Annotated in this window: 24 protein-coding genes and 1 riboswitch; of the genes, 16 read left to right on the top strand and 8 right to left on the bottom strand. The window is 70.1% G+C overall.

Translation table 11 applies throughout. From position 1 onward, the window contains the following. Positions 1–171 precede the first annotated feature (171 nt). Positions 172–687: a hypothetical protein gene (locus tag AB0M88_RS31060; RefSeq protein ID WP_364108529.1), complete on the bottom strand. Its 516-nt coding sequence runs from the start codon at positions 685–687 to the stop codon at positions 172–174. Positions 688–981: 294 nt separating this feature from the next. Here AB0M88_RS31060 and AB0M88_RS31055 point away from each other — a divergent pair, with 294 nt between their 5' ends. Next, a complete protein-coding gene (locus tag AB0M88_RS31055) occupies positions 982–1,356 on the top strand; it encodes a hypothetical protein (protein ID WP_364108527.1) in 375 nt (124 codons plus the stop codon). A gap of 164 nt (positions 1,357–1,520) precedes the next feature. On the opposite strand, the gene AB0M88_RS31050 is transcribed toward AB0M88_RS31055, so the two are convergent. Further along, positions 1,521–2,177 carry a response regulator transcription factor gene (locus tag AB0M88_RS31050; RefSeq protein WP_364108525.1) on the bottom strand — a complete coding sequence of 219 codons (657 nt, stop codon included), beginning with the start codon at positions 2,175–2,177 and terminating at the stop codon, positions 1,521–1,523. A gap of 219 nt (positions 2,178–2,396) precedes the next feature. Here AB0M88_RS31050 and AB0M88_RS31045 point away from each other — a divergent pair, with 219 nt between their 5' ends. Genes AB0M88_RS31045 through AB0M88_RS31030 form a run of 4 tightly spaced genes read left to right on the top strand, consistent with a single transcriptional unit; the run spans position 2,397 to position 5,877 of the window. Beyond that, positions 2,397–2,882, top strand: coding sequence for a hypothetical protein (locus AB0M88_RS31045; protein WP_364108523.1), 486 nt, complete (start codon positions 2,397–2,399; stop codon positions 2,880–2,882). Positions 2,883–2,918: 36 nt separating this feature from the next. Then, positions 2,919–3,518: a 50S ribosomal protein L11 methyltransferase gene (locus AB0M88_RS31040; protein WP_364108520.1), complete on the top strand. Its 600-nt coding sequence runs from the start codon at positions 2,919–2,921 to the stop codon at positions 3,516–3,518. Continuing rightward, positions 3,515–4,117 (top strand): MarR family winged helix-turn-helix transcriptional regulator, encoded by a 603-nt coding sequence (locus AB0M88_RS31035; protein WP_364108518.1) that lies wholly within the window; start codon positions 3,515–3,517, stop codon positions 4,115–4,117. Before AB0M88_RS31040 ends, AB0M88_RS31035 begins: the two co-directional genes overlap by 4 nt. Then, entirely contained in the window at positions 4,114–5,877 is a 1,764-nt protein-coding gene (locus tag AB0M88_RS31030) for an MDR family MFS transporter (protein WP_364108516.1), read from the top strand. The genes AB0M88_RS31035 and AB0M88_RS31030 overlap by 4 nt, the downstream gene beginning before the upstream one ends. A gap of 56 nt (positions 5,878–5,933) precedes the next feature. Here the strand turns inward: AB0M88_RS31030 and AB0M88_RS31025 are convergent, their stop codons facing one another. The 3 genes from AB0M88_RS31025 to AB0M88_RS31015 form a co-directional block, all read right to left on the bottom strand. Next, positions 5,934–6,716 carry a GAF and ANTAR domain-containing protein gene (locus tag AB0M88_RS31025; protein ID WP_364108514.1) on the bottom strand — a complete coding sequence of 261 codons (783 nt, stop codon included), beginning with the start codon at positions 6,714–6,716 and terminating at the stop codon, positions 5,934–5,936. A gap of 48 nt (positions 6,717–6,764) precedes the next feature. Beyond that, positions 6,765–6,935: a hypothetical protein gene (locus tag AB0M88_RS31020; RefSeq protein WP_364108512.1), complete on the bottom strand. Its 171-nt coding sequence runs from the start codon at positions 6,933–6,935 to the stop codon at positions 6,765–6,767. Positions 6,936–7,263: 328 nt separating this feature from the next. Then, positions 7,264–7,503: a DUF6158 family protein gene (locus tag AB0M88_RS31015; protein WP_364108510.1), complete on the bottom strand. Its 240-nt coding sequence runs from the start codon at positions 7,501–7,503 to the stop codon at positions 7,264–7,266. Positions 7,504–7,560: 57 nt separating this feature from the next. Between AB0M88_RS31015 and AB0M88_RS31010 the strand changes: the two genes are divergently transcribed. The 3 genes from AB0M88_RS31010 to AB0M88_RS31000 all read left to right on the top strand — a co-directional run bounded on the left by AB0M88_RS31010 (position 7,561) and on the right by AB0M88_RS31000 (position 9,650). Continuing rightward, positions 7,561–7,986 carry a hypothetical protein gene (locus AB0M88_RS31010; RefSeq protein WP_364108508.1) on the top strand — a complete coding sequence of 142 codons (426 nt, stop codon included), beginning with the start codon at positions 7,561–7,563 and terminating at the stop codon, positions 7,984–7,986. A gap of 11 nt (positions 7,987–7,997) precedes the next feature. After that, entirely contained in the window at positions 7,998–8,330 is a 333-nt protein-coding gene (locus AB0M88_RS31005; protein ID WP_364108506.1) for a DUF3817 domain-containing protein, read from the top strand. Positions 8,331–8,549: 219 nt separating this feature from the next. After that, a riboswitch (cyclic di-AMP (ydaO/yuaA leader) is annotated at positions 8,550–8,669 on the top strand. Between the two features lie 57 nt (positions 8,670–8,726). Beyond that, positions 8,727–9,650: an NlpC/P60 family protein gene (locus AB0M88_RS31000; RefSeq protein ID WP_364108503.1), complete on the top strand. Its 924-nt coding sequence runs from the start codon at positions 8,727–8,729 to the stop codon at positions 9,648–9,650. 73 nt (positions 9,651–9,723) lie between these two features. Here the strand turns inward: AB0M88_RS31000 and AB0M88_RS30995 are convergent, their stop codons facing one another. After that, a complete protein-coding gene (locus AB0M88_RS30995; RefSeq protein WP_364108501.1) occupies positions 9,724–10,725 on the bottom strand; it encodes a sigma-70 family RNA polymerase sigma factor in 1,002 nt (333 codons plus the stop codon). A gap of 561 nt (positions 10,726–11,286) precedes the next feature. Here AB0M88_RS30995 and AB0M88_RS30990 point away from each other — a divergent pair. Next, a complete protein-coding gene (locus tag AB0M88_RS30990; RefSeq protein WP_364108499.1) occupies positions 11,287–11,976 on the top strand; it encodes an SDR family NAD(P)-dependent oxidoreductase in 690 nt (229 codons plus the stop codon). 138 nt (positions 11,977–12,114) lie between these two features. Here AB0M88_RS30990 and AB0M88_RS30985 read toward each other — a convergent pair whose 3' ends face one another. Next, complete coding sequence (locus AB0M88_RS30985) at positions 12,115–12,825, bottom strand: AAA family ATPase (RefSeq protein WP_364108497.1); 711 nt, start codon at positions 12,823–12,825, stop codon at positions 12,115–12,117. 199 nt (positions 12,826–13,024) lie between these two features. Here AB0M88_RS30985 and AB0M88_RS30980 point away from each other — a divergent pair, with 199 nt between their 5' ends. From AB0M88_RS30980 to AB0M88_RS30950, 7 genes are all read left to right on the top strand, one after another. Further along, entirely contained in the window at positions 13,025–13,609 is a 585-nt protein-coding gene (locus AB0M88_RS30980) for a nucleotidyltransferase (RefSeq protein ID WP_364108495.1), read from the top strand. Between the two features lies 1 nt (position 13,610). Continuing rightward, positions 13,611–13,859 (top strand): hypothetical protein, encoded by a 249-nt coding sequence (locus AB0M88_RS30975; protein ID WP_364108493.1) that lies wholly within the window; start codon positions 13,611–13,613, stop codon positions 13,857–13,859. Further along, positions 13,856–14,608, top strand: a complete 753-nt coding sequence (locus AB0M88_RS30970) for a metallophosphoesterase (RefSeq protein WP_364108490.1) — start codon at positions 13,856–13,858, stop codon at positions 14,606–14,608. Before AB0M88_RS30975 ends, AB0M88_RS30970 begins: the two co-directional genes overlap by 4 nt. 36 nt (positions 14,609–14,644) lie before the next feature. After that, positions 14,645–14,788 (top strand): GPGG-motif small membrane protein, encoded by a 144-nt coding sequence (locus AB0M88_RS30965; protein WP_364108488.1) that lies wholly within the window; start codon positions 14,645–14,647, stop codon positions 14,786–14,788. A 158-nt stretch (positions 14,789–14,946) separates the two neighbouring features. Beyond that, positions 14,947–15,855, top strand: coding sequence for an MHYT domain-containing protein (locus AB0M88_RS30960; RefSeq protein ID WP_364108486.1), 909 nt, complete (start codon positions 14,947–14,949; stop codon positions 15,853–15,855). 66 nt (positions 15,856–15,921) lie between these two features. Next, positions 15,922–16,614, top strand: a complete 693-nt coding sequence (locus AB0M88_RS30955; RefSeq protein WP_364108484.1) for an HD domain-containing protein — start codon at positions 15,922–15,924, stop codon at positions 16,612–16,614. Positions 16,615–16,637: 23 nt separating this feature from the next. Further along, positions 16,638–18,239, top strand: a complete 1,602-nt coding sequence (locus tag AB0M88_RS30950; protein WP_364108482.1) for an alpha-amylase family glycosyl hydrolase — start codon at positions 16,638–16,640, stop codon at positions 18,237–18,239. Here the strand turns inward: AB0M88_RS30950 and AB0M88_RS30945 are convergent. Next, entirely contained in the window at positions 18,150–19,607 is a 1,458-nt protein-coding gene (locus tag AB0M88_RS30945) for an MFS transporter (RefSeq protein ID WP_364108480.1), read from the bottom strand. The genes AB0M88_RS30950 and AB0M88_RS30945 overlap by 90 nt on opposite strands. Between the last annotated feature and the right edge of the window lie 8 nt (positions 19,608–19,615).

Genomic DNA, 19,615 nt, shown 5'->3' with positions numbered 1-19,615 from the left:
CCCGCCCGAGCCGAACCCGCCCGAGCCGAACCCGACCCAGCCAAGCCCGACCCAGCCGAACCCGCCCGAGCCGAACCCGACCCAGCCGAACCCGACCCAACCGAACCCGCCCGAGTCGAACCCGACTCGGTCAAGCCCGACCCGGTCAAGGCCGAAGCCGCAGACCCGGTGTCAGCCCGGCCCGAGCCAGTCCAGCTCGAACTGTCCGAGCCCGAACCGCCCGGCGCGGAAGCCGCCGATCCCGTGCCAACCCAGCCCGAACCATCCGAATCCGCTGACACCCCACCCGAACCAGCCCAGCCCGAGCCGGTCGAGGAGGCCGCAACAGGCCCCGGCGGGGTCCAGCCCGAACTGTTCGAGGCCGAACCCGGCGATCCCGACGGTGCCGGGCCCGAGCCCGTCGAGGACGCGGAGGCTGCAGGCCCCAATCCGCTCCAACCCGAACCGTCCGGGCCTGAGCCGGACGACCCCCGCGGTGCCCAGCCCGAGCCCGTCGAGGACGAGGAAGCCGCAGGCCCCGGTCCGCTCCAACCCGAACCGTCCCGGACCGAACCCGGCGACCCCGACGAGGCCCAGCCCGAGCCCGTCGAAGTGGAGGGCGCCGTCCCCGAGGCGACCCAGCCCGAGCCGGTCGAGGTCGGCGAGGTTGGGGCGGCCGAGATGGAGGGCCCGGCGGGAAGCGCCCACCTCCCGTTGACCTGCTGGGCGTTTCGTGCGTTCTCGGTCGCGGACTGCCGGCTTACCGGAAGCTCATCGGCCGAAGCGGCCGTGCCCGCCGCACCGGACCGGACCGCGTCACCGCCTACCGAGCCGGGCCGCGGAGCGTCACGACCCGTCGCACCAGACCGCGAAGCGTTACCACCCGTCGCACCAGACCGCGAAGCGTTACCACCCGTCGCACCAGACCGCGGAGCGTCACCGCCGACCGCGCCGGAGCGTGACGGCCTGCCACCGACCGCGACCGACCGCGAGGAGCCCGGTGTGCCGCCGCGTGAAGTGCCGTCGCCGGGCGCCGAGCCCGGCGCGCCGCTCCATGGGCCGCCGCGGGACGCTCCACCCTCGACGGCCGGCGGGTTCGGCGCCGAGCGGCCCGGTGAGATCGGCCCGGCGGTGACGCCGAAGGAGGTCCGGCCGCCGCCCACCGGCGTCGCGGGTCCGAACTGGGGCGGGCTCTGCGCCCGGGCGCCGTCGTCGTGGCCGGCCGGGGTCGCCGGCCGGGATTCCTCGGCCGGGGTCTCGGGCCGGGCGGCGCCGTCCTGGGCCGCCGCCACCCGCGGGCCGAACCAGGTCGACGCGGTCGTGCCGGGTGTCGGGCTGGCCTCGGGGACCGGCAGCTGCACCGGCGGGCGGCGGTAGGGCGGTTTCGCGCCCCGCCCGGACGCGGACACATCGGACATTGCGCCGTCGGCGGTTGTGCGGTCCACGGCAGGCCTCCCCTGATCACGCCGCCTTAGCGGCGCCCGTGATCAGGTACGGATTCCGTGGCGTTCCGGATGAGTGCAGGCAATAACTACTTGGAGTCACGGCCGATTGGGACGGATCAGCCCACGACGGCTCGCAATCGCCACCGCTTCCAACTGACTGTGCGCGCCGAGCTTGGCGAGGACCGCTTTCACGTATCCCCGGCACGTGTGGAGGCTGATGCCGAGCCGCCGGGCGATGGCGCGGGCGTCGAGCCCGGCCGCCATCAGCTGGAGCACCTCGTCCTCACGCACCGTGAGGCCACCGCCGCGCGGGCCGACCACGGGCGTCGTGCTGCGCAGCAGCCGGGCGAGGATGTCGGTGGACACCGTCATGCCGCCGCCGTGGGCCGTACGCAACGCGTTCAGCACGTCGCCGAGCGCACCGTTCTTGGACAGGAACCCGGCCGCGCCGGCCGCCGTCGCGCGTCCGACCAGGGCGGATTCGTCGCTCGCGGTGAGGATCACCACACGGGTGTCCGGTTGGCGGACACGGAGCAGCTCCGCGATGGCAATGCCGTCCGCATCGGACAGTTCGGGATCAAGCAGGATCACATTGGGTTTCAGTTCCGCGGCGAGCCGCAGTGCCTCCGCACCCGTGAGCGCATGTCCCACGTACCTCAGGTCGGGCTGGCCTGCCAGCGCGTGTCCGAGCAGCTCGGCAAACGTCTGGTGGCCGTCGACGACGAGGACGCTGATCGCTTCGCCGTTGTTCATGCGCCACCTTTCCTCTGACCGACCCCGGGAAGTCTAAGGAGTACCGGTATTGATTCCCGACCTACCAACAGCCTGGTGGTCCGACGGGCCGTCTCCGTTCCGTCGGTACGCCCGATGACGGGTTGAAGCCAAGCGGCCGCCATTACCTATCTTTCGGGTGAGGGCCCCCCTCGCATTGGGGCTTGCCGCTCAACTCTCTCAGACGCAGAGTTCCGTTTCATGTTCGACATCCAGCTCTTCGGTCGGCTCGAGGTCCGGACCCGCGGCGAGTGCCTCGCGGGCGACGACTTCGGCGGCGATCGACCGCGCCACCTGTTCGCCCTGCTCGCGTTGCGCGGCGAGGCGTCCATCTCGGAGCTGGCCGAGTTGTTCCGTACGAACAAGAAGGCCATTGAGTCCGATTTGGCCGTCTTGCGGCAGCACCTCGAGCCCGGCGTGACCGCGCGCGAATCCGTTGTCGTCACTCACCGCAACCACGTGGCTCTCGATCAGGATCGGGTGCGGGTCGACGCGGCCCGGTTCGACGAGTTGGTCGCGGCCGCTGCCGGCCGCCCGGCCAACCGCGCGATCAAGCCGCTGACCGCGGCCGCGTTCCTGGCCACCCGCCCGCTGCTGGAGGACGTCGACGAGCCGTGGGCCGCCGAGGCCCGGGCCGAATACCGGGCGAAGCTGGTGCTGGCCAGCGATGTGACGCAGCTTAAATAGGGCGCGATCACCGGGGGCCGGGCGGAGAATCGCCCGATGCCCGAGCCGACCCTGATCCTGCTGCCGGTCCCGCTGGCGCCCGAGATCTCGCTGCATCTGATCGGCGAGCCGGTCGGCCTGTTCGATCTGGCCGGCGGCGAGTTCCGCAGTGACGAGCCGCCGCCGTTCTGGGCGTTCGTCTGGGCGGGCGGACAGGCCCTCGCCCGTTACGTGCTCGATCATCCCGAGGTGGTGGCCGGGAAGCGGGTTCACGACCTGGCGACCGGTTCCGGTGTCGTGGCGATCGCGGCCGCCAAGGCCGGCGCCGCCGAGGTCAGTGTCAGCGACATCGATCCGGCCGCGGTCGCCGCCGCGATGCGCAACGCCGCGGCGAACGGCGTCGAGATCGTCGCGGGTGAGCCGGCGGCCGATGTGGTTCTGGCCGGCGACGTCTTCTACAGCCCCGCCGTCGCCCCTCGGATGACCGAGCGCCTGCGTAAAGCCCGGCGGGATTCTGCCGATGTGCTGGTTGGGGACCCCGGCCGGGGGTACTTCCCGGAACGCCTCTTCCAGCAGCTCACGGCGTACGTCGTGCCGGTGCCCGCGGCGCTGGAGGAGACCGGGTCGCTGGCGACCGGCGTGTGGCGGATGCGATGAGCGTCACGCTGCGGACAGCGGTCGCGAATTGGTTTCATCAAGCAAATACTTGTACGCTACAACCAACAATCCGCCGCCGACCGCGGCAGGCAAGAACGGCATTCAAAGTGCGCGAACCGGACGTCACCTACGGCACCGAGCGCCTGGCCGACGAAGTCATTCGATTCATCCGGCTGAGCCAGCGTGCCAAGAGCATGCTCAACACCGGAGACCTCGGTGCGGAGTTCTCCGCGCTGATGTTGCTGTTCCCGCTGCACGTGATGGGGCCCATGCGGGTCACCGACCTGGCCGATCTCAAGCAGGCCGACCCCTCCACGATCAGCCGGCAGGTCGCCCAGCTGGTCAAGGCGGGCCTGGCCCGCCGGGAGGCCGACCCCGTCGACGGACGGGCGTCCCGGCTGGCGGTGACCGAAACCGGCCTCGCCGCCTGCGAGAAGCTCCAGCACCTGCGCCTCGGCATGCTCAACGAGGCCCTCAGCCACTGGCCGGACGAGCGGATCGCCGCGTTCGCCGACCTCTTCGAACAATTCAACAGCTCGGTCGAGGCGCTGATACGCCATGAACCGGCCGCAACACCACCAGCACGGGAGATCGCGTGAGTAACCCCAAGACCACCGCACCGGCCACGGCCGGACCGCCCGCCGCCGGCCGGCCTTCCGCGGAGTTCACCCACCGCCAGATCCTCACCATCCTCGCCGGCCTGATGATGGGCATGTTCCTCGCCGCCCTCGACCAGACGATCATGGCGACGGCGACCCGGACGATCGCCGACGACCTGCACGGCTTCAACCTGCAGGCGTGGGCGACGACCGCCTTCCTCATCACCTCGACGATCTCCACGCCGCTCTACGGCAAGCTTTCCGACATCTACGGCCGCCGCGGCTTCTTCCTCTTCGCGATCACCATCTTCGTGGTCGGCTCGATGCTCTGCGGTCTCTCGCAGAACATGTACGAGCTGGCCGCCTTCCGCGCGATCCAGGGCATCGGCGCCGGCGGACTGATGTCGATGGCGCTGGCCATCATCGGCGACATCGTCCCGCCTCGTGAGCGGGCCAAATACCAGGGCCTCTTCCTCGCCGTGTTCGGCACCGCGAGCGTCATCGGCCCGCTGCTCGGCGGCTTCTTCGCCGGCCAGGACTCGATCATCGGCATCACCGGCTGGCGCTGGATCTTCTACCTGAACGTGCCGATCGGCGTCGCCGCCCTGGCGGTCGTGGCCAAGGTGCTGCACCTCCCGCACACCCGCACCGACCACCGCATCGACTGGCCGGGCGCGCTCGCCCTGATCGTCGGCCTGGTGCCGCTGCTGACCGTCGCCGAGCAGGGCCGCGAATGGGGCTGGGACTCGCCTCGCGCGTTCGCCTGCTACATCATCGGCGCGCTCGGCATCGTCGCGTTCGTCCTCGCCGAGCGGGCGTACGGCGACGAGGCGCTGCTGCCGCTGCGGCTCTTCAAGAACAAGACCGTCGCGGTCGGCTCGATCTCCAGCACGATCATCGGTATGGCCATGTTCGGCGGCCTGTTGACCGTCCCGCTGTACCTGCAGATCGTCAAGGGCTCGTCGGCCACCCAGGCCGGCCTGCAGATGATCCCGTTCGTGATCGGCATCATGGCCGGCTCGATCACCGCCGGCCAGCTGATCGCCCGCACCGGCCGCTACCGGATCTTCCCGATCATCGGCAGCGTGCTCATGGTCGCGGCGCTCGTGCTGTTCGCGACGATCGGCGCCGACACCCCGCTCTGGAAGACCATGCTGATCATGGTCGTGATGGGTCTCGGCCTGGGCGGCAACATGCAGCCGATGATCACGGCGGTGCAGAACGCGGTCTCCCCGCGGGAGATCGGCGTGGCCACCAGCTCGGTGACGTTCTTCCGCTCGATGGGCGGCACGCTCGGCACGGCGATCTTCCTGTCCGTGCTGTTCAACGTCGTCGGCGGCAAGGTCCTCTCGGCCTACACGAAGGCGGGGAGCGACCCGGCCTTCGTCAAGGCGTTCACCCCGGACCAGCAGCAGATCCTCGCGCAGGGGCAGAGCAGCGGCGGGCTGAACGACACCTCGTTCCTCGGCAAGCTCTCCGCGGTGGTCGCCCACCCGTTCAAGGTCGGCTTCTCCGACGGCATCCAGGTGGTCTTCATCCTGGCCGCCGCCGTCATGGTCGTCGGCCTGATCGTCGTGCTCTTCCTGCCCGAGATCCCGCTCTCGCAGCGCTCGGCCCAGCAGCAGCGGGCCGACGACGTGCTGGCCGCCGAAAACAGCATGGGCGTGCCGGGTGAGGTCGGCGCCGGCCCGCTCCCGGCCGGCGACCTCGACGAGGACGCCCCGGGCGATCCGGTTCCGGCCGGCAAGGACAACGGCTGAAAATCAAAAGTCAAAACCCGTGAGGGGTACGCGCGTCCGCCGGGCGCACGTGCCCCTCACGGCTTGCGCGCGACCGCGGCGATCAGCCGGTCGGCGACCGTGCGGCGGTCGAGGCCCAGCCGCTGGGCGGTGTCCTGCAGAAACGCGTACGCCTCCTGGACCCCGCAGTTGCGCTGGGCGATGATCACGCCGGCCGCGCGATCGACGGCGGCGCCCTCGACCAGCGCGTCCCGGCGGCGGATCTCGCCCAGCAGCACCTCGGCCTGGGTGGCCATCGCCATCGCGGTCAGCAGCATCGACGGCGAGATGGCGTCCGGCGCCTCGGCGTAGAGGCTCAGCGCGCCGACCGAGACCCGCTGCACGTCGATCGGGACCGCCACCACCGAGCGCACGCCGCTCTGCACGGCGGCCGGCACGAGGTCGGGCCAGCGCTCGTCGCCGGTCAGGTCGGGCGACGTGACGAGGGCCCGGGTGCGGGCGGCGTCGAACCCGGGGCCGCTGCCCACCGCGTACGCGATCTCGTCGACCTGTCGCCCCGCCGGGCCGTGCCCGGTGATCGTGGCCGGGCCACCCTCGCCGATCAGCGTGACCGAGCATCGGACCGCGCCCGGCACCGCGCCCACGCCGAAGGCCGCGAGCCGCTCGACCGCCTGAGCGAAGCTGTCCGAGCCGAGCAGGCGCGCCGTGAGTTCGTGCAGCAGTCCCGCGATCTCGACCGTGTGCGGGCCGCTCAGCTCGTCGGAACGCCCTCGCCCGTGACCGGGTGCGGGCGCGCGACGGAGCAGGCGCCGGGCGAGGCCGCGCTTGGGTGCCGAAATGCGGCGATTCTGGGCAGGCACGGGCTGGATCCTGCCATGCGGATCGACCGGCACGGAAGCCGCGTGCCCCTACTGGGCGGTCTGGTCCGAGGAGCGCTCCTCGTCGGGTTCCGGATGCTCCTCCCGCCGGTCGGAGTCGGCGAGGATCGCTTCCGCCTGCGCGTGCGGGTCGTCGCTGCCGACCACCTGCTCCTCGGGCAGCATCTCGGCGGCGCGCTGGTCGGTCCGGTCGTCAGTCATGGTGATCGACTACCCGGCGCGGGCCCCAGCCGAAACTCACCGAGCCCGAAACGGAGCCGGGCCCCGAAACGGAGCCGGGCCCCGAAAACCGAACCGGGCCCGGAAACCAGAGCAGGGCCCCCGGATTGCTCCGGAGGCCCTGCCTCACGAGGTGTCGGTGTGCATGTCGCCTCGCGGCGAAAGGCTCAACACGGCTCCAGCCGAACGGTAGTCCGTGAAGGCAAAATGGTGAGGCCCGGGGACACTGAACACACCGACATCTGCTCTCAACGGTCGGCCCTCGCCCACGATTCCGTTAGAGGTTGTGACGCCGGTCACTCACCCGGGGTCAGAAATCCTGGGTGAGGCGGTCCTGGTCGACCTCGCGGCCGGGGTGCCGGGCCATGTACTCGGTCTCCAGCTCGGCCGTGCGTTTGAAGTGGTTGGCCAGCGCGGCGTCGGGACCGTGCCGCAAAGTGCTCAGCCGGGTCCGATAGAGGCTGGACAGCTCGCGGAAGAGGTCCTCCTCGGCGAGCTCGGCCGGATCGATGCCGATCTCGAAGACATCGGCCTGCGTCGGATCAGTCATGGTCCTGCGGGTGCCCGCTCAGACGATCAGCAAACCCCCGCTTGTACGCTCAGAGGCATGAAAGGGCTGTGGACCCCCGCGTGGCTCGCGCGCCACCTCCTGGCCCTCGCCCTGGTCGCCGGTTTCCTCGCGCTGGGCTGGTGGCAGTTCGACCGCGCGGCCGGTGGCAACACCTTGAGCTGGGGCTACACGTTCGAGTGGCCGGTGTTCGCGGGTTTCGTGGTCTTCCTCTGGTTCCGCGAGGTTCAGGTGGCCCGCAAGCGACCTGAGGAGACGCCGGTCAAACCGGAAGCACCAGCCGAGAAGCTCCCAGGCGCGCCTGTTACGGTCGGCCGGCCGGTGCGGGTCCCGGTCCGGGCCGCCGCAGCCGAGGACGACCCCGAGCTCGACGCCTACAACGACTACCTGGCCTGGCTGGCGGCGCATCCCGGCGCCCGGCCGGGCGACTATCCCGGCCCGCGACGGGCCGAGCAAGCACAGTGAGGACCGGAAAAGTGCACGGAGCCCTCGTTCGTTACCGGATCATCGCCTGGATCGTCGGCACCGGCCTGCTCGTGCTGGTGCTCGTCGGCATGCCCTTGAAGTACGCCGGAGGCAACGAGACGGTCGTCGCGATCGTCGGCCCGGCCCACGGCTTCCTTTTCATGGTCTACCTGGCCCTCACCTTCGATCTCGCGCGCCGGCTTCACTGGCCGTTCCTGCGGATGATTCTGGTGATGGCGGCCGGCACCATTCCGTTCCTCTCGTTCTGGACCGAGCGGAAGGTGACGCGTGATTGGGCGCGTACTGAGAATGACGACGCCGGTCTGGCAAAAAGTCCGGTTTGAGCCTACAGTTCTACGGGTTGCTCATGTCGAATGACAATGTGTTATCGGGATCATCGACACATACCGGTCTATTGACATAATTCACTCGGATAGCACTTGATTTTGAATTTCCCATCGATAGGTTGGTGCGGTTGGTTCGGTCCGCAGCCACACCCTCCGGTGGCGCCGGCCAACGCTGCCGAATCATCACGGCGTGTTTGGCGCTCTCCCCCGGGCGTTGCAGTGAACGCGTCGTGGCGAGCCGGGGAACCGTGTTCGTTGGGGTGAATCCGCGTCAGCGGTAGGGCCTTCTTCCCGCCCGAATCCGTCAGCTAACCCGGTAGGCGGCCGAGCGGAAGAAAGGCCACTACACCAGTGCCACACCCCCGCACGAGGCTGAGAGCGCTCGTGGTCGCGGTGACGGCATTCGCGGTCACCCTGACCGGTGCCCAAGCCGCACACGCGAGCCCCTCGACAAGCGATCTGACCAAGCAGATCGACGCGCAGTCCAAGCAGCTCGAGGTTGTCGTCGAGTCGTACAACGCGATGAACATCAGCCTCCAGAAGACGCAGTCCGATCTGAAGAAGCTCGAAGCCTCGCTGGCCCCGGCGAAGGCGACCCTGCAGACCGCGAGCGCGCAGGTCGGCACGATCGCCACCACTGCATACGTGCAGGGCCGCGTCGGACCGATGAGCGCGCTGATCGACGGCAACAGCGGCGATCTCATGGCGAAGATGGGCTTCCTCGATCAGATCCAGCAGTCCAACCAGCGCGACATCGACAACTTCACCCTGACGACCCAGACCTTCGCCCAGCGTCAGTCCGAGTTGAAGTCGACTCAGGCCAAGCAGGCGGCGCAGCTGTCCGAGATCAAGGCCCGCAAGGCCAAGATCGAAAAGGACATCAAGTCGCTCAAGGCGAAGCGCACCCAGGCGTACGGCAGCCCGACGCAGGCGGGCCACGCGTACACCGGCAAGATCCCGAGCATCTCGGGTGACGCCGGCGTCGCGGTCCGGTACGCGTTCAACGCCATCGGTTCCTCGTACGTGTTCGGTGCCGACGGCCCCGGGTCGTACGACTGTTCCGGTCTGACCATGGCCTCGTGGAAGGCGGCGGGGCACTCGCTGCCGCACAACGCGGCCGCCCAGTGGGGTCAGGTGGCGCACATCAGCCGCAGCGACCTCAAGGCCGGCGACCTGGTCTTCTACAACAGCCTCGCGCACGTCGGCATCTACGTCGGCAACAACCAGATCATCGACGCGCCACGCGAGGGTGAACCGGTCGACGAACGCTCGATCAACCGTGGCATGCCGATCTACGGCTACGGTCGCGTGACCTGATCAGATCCGCACAGCACGAAGGCCGGTACCCCTCGGGGTACCGGCCTTTTACGTCGGGGGATGAGCGAATTTCTTAAGCGGCCTGCAGGCCCTCGGCCCGGGCGAGCTCACGCAGCCGGCCCAGCGCCTGGATCTCCAGCTGGCGGATGCGCTCGCGGCTGAGCGAGAAGCGCGAGGCCACCTCGGTCAGCGAGTGCTCCCGGCCGTCCTCGAGGCCGTAGCGGGCCCGCATGATGCCGGCCGAACGGTCGTCGAGGTGGTTGAGCAGGCCCTCGATGCGCTGCCGCTCCAGTGCGGTCAGCACGATCTCTTCCGGCGACGGCGCGTCGCTGTCGGCCACCAGGTCGCCCAGGTTGGTGTCGCCGTCGTCGCCGACCGGCGTGTCCAGGGAAACGGTGTCCTGCGCCCAGCGGGTGAGCTCGTTGACCCGCTCGACGGTCACGCCGAGCGCCGTCGCGATCTGCTCCGGCTCCGGGTCGCCGCCCAGCTCGCGGACGAGCTGACGGGTCACGTTGCGCATCCGGTTGACGTCCTCGACCAGGTGCACGGGCAGCCGGACGGTGCGCTCCTGCTGGGCGATCGCGCGGCTGATGGCCTGGCGAACCCACCAGGTCGCGTACGTCGAGAACTTGTAGCCGCGCTCGTAGTCGAACTTCTCGACCGCGCGGACCAGACCGGTGTTGCCCTCCTGGATCAGGTCGAGCATCGGCATGCCCGAGCGCACGTAGCGCCGGGCGATGGAGACGACCAGCCGCAGGTTGGCCCGGATGAACAGGTCCTTGGCCTTGGAGCCCTCGGTGACCAGGCGCTCCAGCTCTTCCCGGCTCACACCACGCCGGACCTCACCAGAGTCGAGAAGAAACTCGGCATAGAGGCCCGCCTCGATTGCCTTGGAGAGCTCGACCTCCCTGGCAGCGTCCAACAGTGGCGTCCGGGAGATCTCGTGCAGGTAGACTCCGACGAGGTCGCGCTCCTCGGCGACCTGGTCGGTCCGCATCACGGTGTTCTTCTCCACGTTGCCCACGGTCCCCTCATTGCCTTCACGAATCCCGTTACGGGTGATACCTGCGTCCATCAGCCCTCCCCGTAACGTCCGCGGTTCGTGCATTGCGGTTGCTGACATCTACAGAACAATTAGTGACGTGCACTTGATTCCGGCTGGTGGGTCGAAAGTGTCACGAATGTCTGGGCGATAGCTGAGAGCCGAGTGCAGACTTGCTGTGGAGGCTCCCAGGTATGACGCGTCTCGGCTCAGTTGTGCGCGCATAGACGCATACCCGTCGTGCGCTCCATGACACCATCGGCCTCTCATCCGTCGCAGCGACGGGCATCACCGGGGGCTTGGGATGCTCGTCACTACCCTGTACGGCCAGTCGGCTCTCCAGGTTCACGTGCTGCATCGACCGGTTGCTGACCGGCCTGAACAAAAGGCCCCAGCAAAACGTCCCGCCACCCAGGCGAACGGGACCACCTGCCACAATGCGGCACGCGGCGCCGCAGTTCACTCGCCCGTCCGGGTGACTCCCGATCAGGTGACCACCCTTTCGTCAACGATTCGGAGCCGTTCCGCCATCCGGACGGGCCAGTGACGAAAACCACAGGCGTATGGGCCGGGCCGCGTGCTCGGATGATCGGCATGAGCAACGCGCGAACCGTACTGGTCACCGGCGGGACGGGCGGCCTCGGCGCCGCCACGGTCTCCGCCTTTCTCGCCGACGGGTGGCGCGTGGTCGCGCCGGTGCGGCCGGGCTCGGCGGGCCGCCTTCCCGAGGGCGCGACCGCCGTCGAGGGCGATCTGGGTGATGCGGCGGACGTCAATGCCGCGGTCGGCGTCGCGGCCGGGCAGGGTGACGCGCCCTTGCGGGCCGTGGTCAACGTCGCCGGAGGGTACGCGGGGGGCGCGCTGGTCGGCGAGACCCCGGTCGAGGAGTTCGAGGCCATGCTGACCCGGAACCTGCGGCCGACCTATCTGGTGACCTCGGCCGCGCTGCCGCACCTGGTGGAGGCGGGCGGCGGGTCGATCGTGTGCGTGTCGTCGCGGGCCGCGGTGGCGCCGTTCGCCGGGGCGGCCGGCTATGTGACGTCCAAGGCGGCGGTGCTGGCGTTCGCGGCGGCGGTCGCGGTCGAATACCGCAAGCACGGCGTGCGCTGCAACACCGTGCTGCCGAGCGTGATCGACACTCCGGCCAACCGGCGCGACCAGCCGGAGGCCGACCACAGCCGCTGGGTCTCCCCCGACGAGATCGCGCGGGTCATCCTGTTCCTGGCCTCGGACGCCTCCGGCCCGACCAGCGGTGCTCAGATCCCGGTCTACGGCCGCGCCTGAATCGGCGCGGCCTGGTGGCGGCGCCGAAAAAATCGCGGCGTCACGGTCGGCTATCGGGCCGGGCGCCGACCGTGACGCCGCGGTCGAACGCCTGGTCGACAACGTCATCGCGGTCCGCGACCACCGCCAGGGCCAGGGCTAGAAGGCCTCGGCCAGCTGGTGGCCCAGGGCGGCGGCGCCGGCCAGGATCGGGCCGCCGGTCAGGATCGTGGTGCGGATCCGGGCGCGGCCGGGGGTCTCCGGCATGACCGACGGCAGCGAGGCCCGGATCGCGGCCGCGACCTCGTCCGGGGTGCCGTTGCCGTCGACGACCCGGAAGCCGGCGAACTCGGGCAGCGAGCGGTAGGCGGCGGACGAGGCGACCAGGTAGTCGAGGGTCTCGTGGTCGTAGCCCCGGGCGTCGATGCGGTGCTGGGCGGTGTGCGGGTCGACGGTCAGCAGAACGGTCACGTCGGGGGCCGGGAACAGGCGGTAGGCCCGGCGGGCGCGGCGCTCGGCGGCCGGGGTGGCGGAGCGGGCGCGCAGGCTCGCGTACTGGCAGGCGGCGTATCGGTCCATGACCGCGACCTCGCCGGTCAGGGCGCGGCGCAGCAGCGTGCGCAGGATCGCCAGCCAGCGCAGCAGCGCCTCGACGAACAGCATCCGGCGCGGGCCCAGCAGGGCGTCGGCGTCGGGGCGGCCCAGGCGGGCGGCGAGGCGGCCGAACCAGCGGCGGCCCCCGGCGTGGCGGAAGTAGGTGGCGGGCAGTCCGACGGCGGCGAGCTCGGCAGCCAGGCGGCGGGCCTGCGTGGTCTTGCCGGAACCGTCGGGACCGATCAGGGCGATCGTGCGTACCGGGCGGGGCTGCATGCTGACCAACGGTATCCGGGCACGTCGGTCGCGCGGCCGCAGCCCGCGTGACCGGCGGGACCCGCCCTCGTCACGCTGGGTTCTCCGGCGACGGTGCTTCGGGGCGTACAGAATGGGGTTGGAGCAGTTGATTTTGACCTTGGCCCCGGGTGGGTAGTCCTCATCGGCACAGACCGCGCATCACCACAGGGGGAAATTCATGCCGCACCGGGTTGACGAGGGACTGGCCGGAACGCTGAAGTGGGTCGCCGCGACGCTGAAGGCGGCCGACATCCCGTTCGCGCTCGGCGGCAGCTTCGCCGTGTACGCGCACGGCGGCCATTCCAGTGACCACGACGTCGATTTCCTGATCCGCGAACAGGACAAGGAGCAGGCGCTCGCCGAGCTGGCCAAGGTCGGCTTCCGGGTCGAGCAGCCGCCCGAGGACTGGCTGGTCAAGGTCTACGACGAGGACCGGATGGTCGACCTGATCTACCGGCCGGTGGAATCGCCGGTGACCGACGAGACGCTGGCCGACAGTTCGCGGATCTCGGTCGAGGCGATCTATATGCCGGTGATCTCGGCGAGTCGGCTGATGGTGCACAAGCTGCTCAGCTACAGCCAGCACTACTGCGACTTCGCGACCGGGCTGCCGATCGCCCGCTCGCTGCGCGAGCAGATCGACTGGGCGCGGGTGCGCCGGGAAACGGCCAAGTCACCGTACGCCGAGGCGTTCCTGATCCTGCTCGATCGGCTGGATGTCGTGCCTCTTCCCGACGGAGAGGAAATCAAGGTAGGGGGTTGAGATGACCAACCAGATCGATCTGGAGGCCGAGATCCAGCGGCTGCTCACCGAGGACGACCGCATCGCCGAACAGGGCATCACGGTCCAGCGCCGGGATCACCTGGTGGTGCTCGGCGGCGAGGTGGAGAGCACTCACCGGCGCGACGAGATCTGCCGGCAGATCACCGAACACTTCCCCGACGTCGAGATCGCGTGCGACATCGGCATCACCCGGGCCCACGCGCCCAGCGAGGTGGAGGAGATTTCATGATCCGGATCGCCGCCGTCGGCGACGTCCACGTGGACAAGGACGTGGTGGGCCGCTACCGGCCCGCCCTGGAGGAGCTGCCCGACCGGGCCGACGCGCTGCTGATCGCGGGCGATCTGACCCGGCACGGCACGGTCCAGGAGGCGAAGTGCTTCGCGACCGAGTTCGGCGGGCTCGGGGTGCCGGTCGTGGTCGTGCTCGGCAACCACGACCACCAGAGCGACCAGCCGGACGCGGTCACCAAGGCGATCGAGGACGCCGGGATCACGGTGCTGGAAAGCGCGGCGACTGTGCTCGAGCTGCGCGGGCACCGGCTCGGCATCGCCGGCACCAAGGGCTTCGGCGGCGGGTTCGCCGGGGCGTGCGCGAGCAACTTCGGTGAGCGCGAGATGAAGGACTTCGTCGGCACCACCGAGAGATACGCCGCCGGCCTCGGTGAGGCCCTGCGTTCGGTACGGTGCGACGCACTGGTCGCGCTCACCCACTACGCCCCGGTGCCCGAGACGCTGGTCGGCGAGCCACTGGAGATCTACCCGTTCCTCGGGTGCTATCAGCTCGGCCAGGCGATCGACTCGGCGCCGACCGCGCTCGCCCTGCACGGGCACGCGCACCACGGTTCGGAGCGGGGGCGTACCCCGGGCGGGGTACCCGTGCGCAACGTCGCCCACCCGGTCATCAAGCAGGCGTACAACGTCTACCAGCTGCTCTCCGACTCGGACGATGTCGACAGTGAACTGGCCGCGGTTTCCTAGGTTTTCGATTTCGGGCCTTCGGGTACCTGCGATGCCATGGACACACTCCTCTGGATCCTCGCAGTCATCCTGGTGGTCGCCGGAATCTTCGCGCTGTTCCGTCGGCAGCTCCTCTGGGGCATCGTGCTGATCATCGTCGGTCTCCTCGTCGGCCCGGGCGGCGTCAGCATCTTCACCTGACCGGCCCGTGCATCTCGTCTCCCCGGCCGGGGTCACCTGATCAGGTGGCCCCGGTTTCCTGTGTCTGGCCACATGCGCACTTCGCGTCCGATGTCTGGACGGAAAAACCTGACTAAATCGCTCGCGAACGATTCTTCGATCTTCGCGAGGTGCGGTCTGTGGCCCATGTCCATCACTTCACGTACGGAGCATTCAACCCGGTCGCCGCGTTCCTGCTGGCGTTCCTGGGATCCTTCTTCGGGTTGCTGTGCACGAGACGGGCGCGGGACGCGCGTACACGGAGCCGGCGCAACCGCTGGCTGACGATCGCGGCCTTCGCGATCGGCGGCGGCGCGATCTGGCTGATGCACTTCGCGGCCATGCTCGGCTTCGACGTGCCGGACAGCCCGGTCCGCTACTCGATACCGATGACCGTCGTGAGCTTCGCGTTCGCGGTGGTCACGGTCGGCATCGGCCTGCTGGTCGTCGGCAACGGGCGGCGCAGCCTCCCCAAGGTCGCGGCGGCCGGGCTGCTGACCGGGATCGGCGTGCTGGCCATGCACTACAGCGGCATGGAGGGCCTGCACGTCGCCGGCGTCGTCCACTACAACGTGATGCTGGTCGCCGCGTCCGCGGTGATCGCGGTGGTGGCGTCCACGGTCGCCCTCTGGTTCGCCGTCTCGGTGCGCGGCTACGGCCCGACCGCCGCGGCCGCCGGGATCATGGCGGTGGCGGTGTGCGGCATGCACTACACCGGAATGGCCGCGATGTCGGTGCAGCTGCGCCCGATCACCGAGGGCGACGTCAAGGGCCTCGCCCCGCTCGCGATGATCATCCCGATCACGCTGATCACGGCGGCCTGCGTCATCGGGGTGGCGCTCGCCGCGCTCCAGGCCATGACCGAAGAGGAGTTCACCGACGGCGCGGCACTCCCCCGCGGTGGCGTGCACGCCGAGTCGGTCAACGCCTGGTCGCTCAAACAGGCGTCGATCAACGCCAACCGGCGACCGGCAACCGGGGCCCGGCCCTCGCCCCGGCCGGTGCCGCTGCGGTCCACCCCAGGTGGCAACGGCCCAGTTGGTAGCTGATCGCGACCTAATCGGGCGGACGGTCCGGTATATCTGTTCGGCATGGCGCCCAGGATGCTTCTGTCGATGCCCCTGCACGCGATCACCGAGGTCTACGGCGAGGACGGACTGCGCGAGCGTTTTCTGATGGAGGTCGAGCCGTTCCCCGCCGCCGAGCGCGCGACCCTGGTCGAGGCGCTCGACCTGGCGGCCCGGCTGCACGCCGGCGACCGCCGGGTCCGCGAGCCCTACCTCAACCACCTGCTGCGGGTCGCCATCCGCATCATCCGCTACTACGGGGTGCACGACGTCGACGTGCTGACCGCGGCCCTGCTGCACGACGCGGTCGAGGACCACCCGGCCGAACTGGGCGGGCTGCCCCACGGCACCCACACCGAGCTGACCGAGGCGGCGCTGGCCGAGCTGGCCCGTCGCTTCAACCCCCGGGTGGCCGAGCTGGTCCGCTCGGTCACCAACCCGGAGTACGACCCGGACCGCGACCGCCACGAGCAATATCGCAGCCACGTGGCCGAGAGCCTGGAGCGCGACCCGTGGGCCCGGGTCATCAAGGTGTCCGACTTCACCGACAACGGGGTGGGTGTCGTGCACACCACCTTCGACAAGGCCACGTCGGCCGCCACGAAATACCGCCCGCTCGTGCCGAAGCTGCGTGAGCTGGTCGGACGCCCCGACACCCCGCTGTCGGTCGAGGCCAAAGATCACATCCTCGACCAGCTCGACCTGGCCGAGGAGAGGTTCGCGGCGATCCTGGATGACTGAGCCTGGACGACTAACGTCGGGGTATGCCTCCCACTGATCACTGGTGGCGCGATGCCGTCATCTACCAGGTCTATCCACGATCGTTCGCGGACAGCGACGGCGACGGGATGGGCGACCTGCCCGGCATCACCGCGCGTCTCCCCCAGCTGCGCGACCTCGGCGTCGACGCGGTCTGGCTCTCACCCTTCTATCCCTCGCCGCAGCACGACGCCGGTTACGACGTGGCCGACTACCGGTCGGTCGACCCGCGCTTCGGCGACCTCGGCGCGGCCGACAAACTCCTCGCCGAGGCGCACGACCTCGGACTGAAGGTGATCATCGACCTGGTGCCCAACCACACGTCGACCGAGCACGAGTGGTTCCGGGCGGCGCTGGCGGCCGGGCCGGGCAGTCCGGAGCGGGCCCGCTACATCTTCCGCGAGGAGCCGGCCAACACGTGGCAGAGCGTCTTCGGCGGCAGCGCGTGGGAGCAGGTCGCGGACGGCCAGTGGTACCTGCACCTGTTCGACGTGTCCCAGCCCGACCTCGACTGGGGCAACCCGGCGGTGCGCGCGGAGTTCGTCTCCATCCTGCGGTTCTGGCTCGACCGCGGCGTCGACGGCTTCCGCGTCGACGTGGCGCACGGCCTGGTCAAGGAGGAGAGCCTGGCCGAGTGGACCGGGCCGGCCCAGATGCAGGAGGATCCCGACCCGGACGCTCCCCGGCCGCCGATGTGGGACCAGGAGGGCGTGCACGACATCTACCGGGAGTGGCGGGCGGTGCTCGACGAGTACCCCGGCCCGCGGATCCTGGTCGCCGAGGCGTGGGTGACCCCGGAGGAGCGGCTGGCGCGGTACGTACGCCCGGACGAGATGCACCAGGCGTTCAACTTCCCGTTCCTGGTCGAGTCGTGGCAGGCGGCGCCCCGGCGGGCGGTGATCGACTCCTCGCTGGCCGCCACCTCGGCGGTCGGCGCGCCCACCACCTGGGTGCTGTCCAACCACGATGTGGTGCGGCACGCGACCCGCTTCGGCTACCCGCCGGTCGAGGGCCGGATGCTCGGAATCGGCGCCGACGACCCGCAGCCCGACGTCGGCCTGGGCCTGCGGCGGGCCCGCGCGGCCAGCCTCCAGATGCTGGCGCTGCCCGGCTCGGCCTACCTCTACCAGGGCGAGGAGCTGGGGCTGCCGGAGCACACCACGTTGCCCGACGAGAGCCGGGAGGACCCGACCTGGGAGCGCTCGGGGCACACCGAACGCGGGCGGGACGGGTGCCGGGTGCCGATCCCGTGGGAGGCCGACGCGCCCTCGTACGGCTTCGGGCCGTCCGACTCCAGCTGGCTTCCGCAGCCGGCGTCGTGGGCCGAGTACGCACTGGACCGGCAGCGCGACGTGCCCGGGTCGACGTGGGAGCTCTACCGGGCGGCGCTTTCGCTGCGGCGGGACCACCAGCTCGGCACTTCCACGCTGGCCTGGCAGGAGTCGTCGGCGGACGTGCTCGCGTTCCGGGTCGGCGACGTGCTGGTGGTGACCAACTTCGGGACCGCGGCGGTCGATCTACCGGCCGGGGCTCGGGTCCTGCTCAGCAGCGAGCCGCTCGTCGACGGGCAGGTCCCCACGGACGTCACCGTCTGGGCCCAGGTCTGAGGCGGCGGCCAGCAGCGCCGTGTGGGTGTCGGCCATGTCCTTGGCCACGGTCTTGCTGGCCAGCCAGTACATGACGCCGGTCGGCACGAAGAAGAACTGGAAGCCGGCCAGCCCGACCGCGTAGTTGAGGGGCGGCGGGAACGCACCGGACAGGCCGCGGAACACCACCGCGACCACCGCGTTCCCGCCCGCCCGGCCGAAACCGTTGACCAGGTTGCCGAGGCTGTAGACGGTGCCGCGGTGCTCGGGCGGGTTGACGTCGGCCAGCAGCGCGAACCAGTTCGGCGAGTTGGCCGAGGTCAGCATCAGCGCGAAGACCGCGGTGGCGAGACAGAACCCGACCGTCGGCTCGGTGAAGACGTCGTGCAGAACGGCCTTGATCACCTGCCCGGAACTGCCGCCGTCGGGCACCTCGATCCTCATCGGGACGAAGAACAGAATCACGTAGAAGGGCACGGCGGCGAGGACACCGACGGCCGCGACCAGGGCGCGGCCTCGTGCCGTACGCCGTTGCAGCCGGTCACCCGCGAGCCCGCCGAGGATGCTGAGTGCCCCGCCGAGCTGGAAGAGCGTGGCGAAGACGCTGCCGACGATCACCGCGGTGCCGGACGAGTAGCCCTGGTGCTCGGCCCGCGACCGGAACAGCACCGGCAGCCAGACCAGCGAGCCGAACGCGATCTGCGCGGTGCCGCCCTGCAGGATCAGCCAGATGTTGGTGCGCCGGTTGAAGATCACCGGCAGGTCGCTGGGGTGGATGCGCTCGTCGTAGTCGACGCCGGCCAACTCGGGCTGGCTGTCGCCGCGGGGCACGTTGTAGGTGAAGACGTAGGCCAGCGTGGCCACGACCCCGGCCACCGCGGTGACCAGGAACGGCTCGCGCCAGTCGGCGTGCCCGAGCAGGCCGCCGACCAGGGTGCCGGCCAGCGTGCCGACGCCCTGCGAGAGGCCCCAGAAGCTCATCACCAGGCCCCGGCGCCGAGGCGAGATGAGGTCGCTGACCACGGCGAAGCTGACCGACGCGACCGCGCCGAGCCCGAACGCGGCCACCACCTGCGAGGCCAGGAACGACGGGTAGCCGCCGGACAGGCCCGACCAGGCGGTGCCGGCCACCCAGATCACGGTGCCGGCGATCAGGACCGGCTTGCGGTCGGTGCGGTCGCCCGCGTACGCCCAGGCGATCGCGGCCACGGCGCTGATCAGGAACATCACCGTGGTCGCCAGCGCGATGTGGCCCTCGCCGACCCCGAACGTGTCGCCGATGCTGCCGTAGAGGGGCGGCACCAGCCCGATCGCGACGTTGTCGAGCGACGCGAGGATCACGAAGACCACGATGCTGTAGACGCGATGGGCGGTGCCGCCTCTGTTCACGCAGGAGA

It is taken from the genome of Actinoplanes sp. NPDC051411, assembly GCF_040682075.1.
Taxonomy (GTDB): domain Bacteria; phylum Actinomycetota; class Actinomycetes; order Mycobacteriales; family Micromonosporaceae; genus Actinoplanes.
Note: the sequence above shows the minus strand (reverse complement) of the source record. Positions and strands in the feature narration are given on the sequence as shown.

Bases quoted from the DNA above. Each gene is read 5' to 3' on its own strand.
- AB0M88_RS30970 (WP_364108490.1), top strand. From the start codon at position 13,856: ATGATCCGGATCGCCGCCGTCGGCGACGTCCACGTGGACAAGGACGTG.
- AB0M88_RS31045 (WP_364108523.1), top strand. From the start codon at position 2,397: ATGTTCGACATCCAGCTCTTCGGTCGGCTCGAGGTCCGGACCCGCGGC.
- AB0M88_RS31010 (WP_364108508.1), top strand. From the start codon at position 7,561: ATGAAAGGGCTGTGGACCCCCGCGTGGCTCGCGCGCCACCTCCTGGCC.
- AB0M88_RS30990 (WP_364108499.1), top strand. From the start codon at position 11,287: ATGAGCAACGCGCGAACCGTACTGGTCACCGGCGGGACGGGCGGCCTC.
- AB0M88_RS30975 (WP_364108493.1), top strand. From the start codon at position 13,611: ATGACCAACCAGATCGATCTGGAGGCCGAGATCCAGCGGCTGCTCACC.
- AB0M88_RS31020 (WP_364108512.1), bottom strand. From the start codon at position 6,935: ATGACTGACGACCGGACCGACCAGCGCGCCGCCGAGATGCTGCCCGAG.
- AB0M88_RS30980 (WP_364108495.1), top strand. From the start codon at position 13,025: ATGCCGCACCGGGTTGACGAGGGACTGGCCGGAACGCTGAAGTGGGTC.
- AB0M88_RS30985 (WP_364108497.1), bottom strand. From the start codon at position 12,825: ATGCAGCCCCGCCCGGTACGCACGATCGCCCTGATCGGTCCCGACGGT.
- AB0M88_RS31050 (WP_364108525.1), bottom strand. From the start codon at position 2,177: ATGAACAACGGCGAAGCGATCAGCGTCCTCGTCGTCGACGGCCACCAG.
- AB0M88_RS31040 (WP_364108520.1), top strand. From the start codon at position 2,919: ATGCCCGAGCCGACCCTGATCCTGCTGCCGGTCCCGCTGGCGCCCGAG.
- AB0M88_RS30965 (WP_364108488.1), top strand. From the start codon at position 14,645: ATGGACACACTCCTCTGGATCCTCGCAGTCATCCTGGTGGTCGCCGGA.
- AB0M88_RS30995 (WP_364108501.1), bottom strand. From the start codon at position 10,725: ATGGACGCAGGTATCACCCGTAACGGGATTCGTGAAGGCAATGAGGGG.
- AB0M88_RS30950 (WP_364108482.1), top strand. From the start codon at position 16,638: ATGCCTCCCACTGATCACTGGTGGCGCGATGCCGTCATCTACCAGGTC.
- AB0M88_RS30955 (WP_364108484.1), top strand. From the start codon at position 15,922: ATGCCCCTGCACGCGATCACCGAGGTCTACGGCGAGGACGGACTGCGC.
- AB0M88_RS31035 (WP_364108518.1), top strand. From the start codon at position 3,515: ATGAGCGTCACGCTGCGGACAGCGGTCGCGAATTGGTTTCATCAAGCA.
- AB0M88_RS31015 (WP_364108510.1), bottom strand. From the start codon at position 7,503: ATGACTGATCCGACGCAGGCCGATGTCTTCGAGATCGGCATCGATCCG.